Source organism: Collimonas fungivorans (assembly GCF_028292705.1).
GTDB classification, from domain to species: Bacteria; Pseudomonadota; Gammaproteobacteria; order Burkholderiales; family Burkholderiaceae_D; genus Collimonas; species Collimonas fungivorans_B.
Window position 1 is genome coordinate 1 of the sequence record NZ_JAQGLV010000357.1, and the last position, 3,629, is coordinate 3,629.

The window sequence follows — 3,629 nt, forward strand, 5'->3', positions numbered from 1 at the left end:
AGAAAATATGTCTTTGGGGATTTCACTGGATTGAAAGCGATCCAGTGATGGCAAGGCCTGCAGGCCATGGCATGCGCATCGATGTGGCCGTAGCGATGCGAATTTATCGGTCTATTGGCCGCTTACGCCCTGGTTTGAGGCGAGCGAATATCGCAGCTTGCGGGAACTGAAACCGACCATCGCTCAAATTGCCGCGCATCTACACGGTAAATAAGCTCCCCTGTTCCGCAACCGGTATCGGTACCAGCACCGGCCGCACACAGGTCTGCACGATCTTCATCACGGCACCGCAGCATGGGCACAGGATGGGCGGCCGCTGTTTTATCGCGGCCGCAATCTGCGGGGGAAGCAATTTCAGCAGCACATGCAGCAAGGCGATCAATCGCTTGCAGTTGGGATGCAAGAAGCCGAAATTGCGCGCACGCCGCAAGCCGTTCGGCAGCACGTGCTGCAAGACCAGCCAGACAAAGTGCGCGCCTGACACGGTTCGCACTTCCATCTTCGCGGTCTTGGCGTTGCGGAACCGAAAGCGTACCTGGCCATTGCCGCAGGCGACGATATCCTTTTCCCGGATGACGCCCCTGTACAAATAACGTCCCAAGCAGATGAGGGCCTTTTCGCCGGTGTCGACCGATTTGCAATCGACGTTCCGCGCCTTCGGAAAGCGGGCGGGAGGCTTTAATCCGGCCGCCGCGATACCCGCAAGTATCTTGGCCCGAAATACCTTGGCCAATGCCTTGTGGCTGAACAGGTAGCCGCCGGCACCTTGCTTGGTGCGCCAAAGCTTTCGCTTGGTGTCAATGACTGCCGCCGGCATGACTAAATGGACGTGCGGGTGGTAGTCGAGCCGGCGCGTATTCGTATGCAGCACCGCGATGGCGCCGGGCGTGCCTTTCAGCTTCTTGTCGTTCTGGCTGAACGTTTGCACCGTCTCCCAGCTCGCGCGCATCAGCAAATCATAGATGGGCTTCTGGTGCGCCCAGCTCAGCGCCCGCAGTTCGGCCGGCAGCGTGAACGTCAACAGGAAGTATTCTGCAGGCACCTGTTTGGCGACTTGCCGTTCCAGCCATTGCTGGCTCTCGTGATGCTGGCAGTGCGGACAATGGCGGTTACCGCAGGAGTGGGGCACCAGGATTTGGTGCTCGCATCCCTCGAAATGCATCAAGTCGCGGTGGTCGGGCGCTACGTTATCCAGCGTCTGAACCGGAAGTACTGGTCACATGAAATCTATCCACCGACAGAGGCCTAACCCTTCCTTCAAGCGGACCCGCCTACGGCGGTCCGCTTAAGTCAAACGTTAGATTCATTTATATAGCAACCATAGATAATAGGAATAGGAAGTGGACTCGCTCAAATTTTTCAATTCTGCCGGAATAATGTCCAGTCCGGGCCTTGAACACTGGCTTGTCCAGCCGGGATGGGGTTCCATGCCGAGGGCAAAGTGTTGATATCAACCGCGTCACGCATAGCCCAAACCTCAGCCGGGACGTCGATCTCTATGAGAAACCGGTTTAGCGACAGCCCGGCATCAGTTAAGTCTCATTTGGTCTGCGTGGCGAACATGTTCACGCTGTACCGGGGTTGCGCCGAACCACGGACCTTGGCGGTTGCACCCGATCAGATAAAATAGCCGTTTCATCCAGCCATCTCCGATCACCATGCACATCACCGCCGTCGCCAGTACTACGCCCGAATACGCCATGCTCACCCGCCAGGTGGAGAGCATCCTCGAAGGCGAACGCGACCTGGTGGCCAACGCATCGCAGTTCTCCGCCTTCATCTACGACACCATCGCCGAACTGAACTGGGCAGGCTTCTACCTGACGCGCCCCACCAGGAACGGCGAGGGCCAGGAGCTGCTGGTCGGCCCGTTTCAGGGCAAGGTCGCCTGCGCGCGAATCCCGTTCGGCAAGGGCGTATGCGGCGCCGCGGCTGCCGAACGGCGCACGATGCTGGTTCCGGACGTGCACGCCTTCCCCGGCCACATCGCCTGCGACTCCGCCTCGAATGCGGAAATCGTGATCCCGCTGATCAAGGATGGCGTGGTGCTCGGCGTGTTCGACATCGACAGCCCTGTTTTGAACCGATTCAGCGAGGAAGACCGAGCGGGCTTGGAAAGCCTCGTTGCCGCGTTTTTGGCGGGGACCGATTTCGTTTAGCGAGGCAAACCGAACACCTTCACATTTGCTGCGATTCCTTACCATCGGCTTCGTCGGGGAATACTTCGACGGTATCTGTGCTGAATCCGAACGCTTTCTCGAATTCGGCGGCGGCCTTCCAGCGCACCTTGCCGTCCGGCGTGCCGTAGGCCATGTCGGCGAAGTCCATATTGGTCTTTTTCAAAGGGGTTCAGCCGTACCGCTCGGTTCCAGCTGACTGCGACCAACTTCGGTTTGCCTTTCGTGCGCGGAAATTGATTTAGCTCAATATCATTGGTCTACCGCTTTTCCGTTAGGTTCGATCACGCGCACGACGCAGATAGACGATCATTTCGTCCGTCATACCGCGTCCCATCCGCAACACCGGCTCGGACTCCACCGCAGTCCGAAAGCGCGCCACGGTTGCCGGGTCGCTTCCGACCATGTCCTGAAACAGATCGAACCACTGAGCCGCCAACTCGCGCGCCCGCGGCGAATCCGGCGAAGGATCGGTCCGCATCTGCGCCCTGACATTCTCGATCAGCGCCGGCCATTCGCGCACGCGGGTTTGCTGGTGCCGGCGCATGTGGCCGATCTCTTCCGGCGTCAGGTATTTGGCATACACGTCGAACTTGACCTCGGCGATCGCACGCATGATGTAGCCTTTCAGCTGCATCGATATTCCCGTATCGCGCTGAACCGAGGGCTCGTTCTCATGCATCGAATTCAACTGCGCCAGCAACGCCTGGTTGCCCGCAGTGTCCCGCTCCAATAATGCCATCCAGTTGCGGGCGAGCTGCCTGGCTGCCTCGTCGGCGACCGGCACGCCCGCCGCCATCAGGTCGTCGACCTGCGATACCAGCCGCTTCCATTCCGCTTCCGCGTCCTTGTTCTGATAAATCGGCAGTTGCTTCAGCTCTTCCTTGGAAAAGTATTTTTCGTACATGGTCATCTGCTCCAGTGTGGTTAGCCAGGTGGCCAGTTCCGGCACTTCTCCCTTCGATAGCTGCGCGTGCACATTGGCCAGTGTGTCGCGCATCCGGGCCGCTTCGCCGATTTGACGATCCAGCAAAGCGATCTGGCGCGCGACGATAGCGATCGGAGAGGCGTCGGGACTGTCCAGGTAAGCCCCGATGTCGGCCAGCGCCATGCCGAACTTGCGCAGCGCCTGGATCTGGTGCAGGCGTGCCACGTCGTTTCGGTCATACAGGCGATAGCCGGCATCGGAACGCGCTGAAGGAATGAGCAAGCCGATGCTGTCGTAATGATGCAGCGTGCGTACCGTCATTCCTGCGCGCGCCGCCAATTCCCCTACTTTCAACATCGATCTGCTCCTTTTCTTCATGCGTGCCGCCACTTTGAAGCCTGACGCCACGGCAGGGTCAAGCACTACTTTTCCATGAACGAAAAAAAACCCGCCGAAGCGGGCCTGACGAGGAAAACCCCGACCTTAGAAATTGAACACTACGCCGGCATGGACGTTGGTCGAAT

General features: G+C 58.9%; 4 protein-coding genes. 1 reads left to right on the plus strand and 3 read right to left on the minus strand.

From position 1 onward, the window contains the following. Positions 1–199 precede the first annotated feature (199 nt). Positions 200–1,162: a transposase gene (locus tag JWQ61_RS19815; RefSeq protein ID WP_304362020.1), complete on the minus strand. Its 963-nt coding sequence runs from the start codon at positions 1,160–1,162 to the stop codon at positions 200–202. A gap of 538 nt (positions 1,163–1,700) precedes the next feature. On the opposite strand from JWQ61_RS19815, the gene JWQ61_RS19820 reads away from it, so the two are divergent. Next, complete coding sequence (locus JWQ61_RS19820) at positions 1,701–2,159, plus strand: GAF domain-containing protein (RefSeq protein ID WP_304362023.1); 459 nt, start codon at positions 1,701–1,703, stop codon at positions 2,157–2,159. Between the two features lie 19 nt (positions 2,160–2,178). On the opposite strand, the gene JWQ61_RS19825 is transcribed toward JWQ61_RS19820, so the two are convergent. Next, complete coding sequence (locus JWQ61_RS19825; RefSeq protein WP_304362021.1) at positions 2,179–2,343, minus strand: hypothetical protein; 165 nt, start codon at positions 2,341–2,343, stop codon at positions 2,179–2,181. Positions 2,344–2,451: 108 nt separating this feature from the next. After that, on the minus strand, positions 2,452–3,528 hold the full coding sequence (locus JWQ61_RS19830) for a MerR family transcriptional regulator (protein ID WP_304362022.1): 1,077 nt from the start codon (positions 3,526–3,528) through the stop codon (positions 2,452–2,454). Positions 3,529–3,629 lie beyond the last annotated feature (101 nt).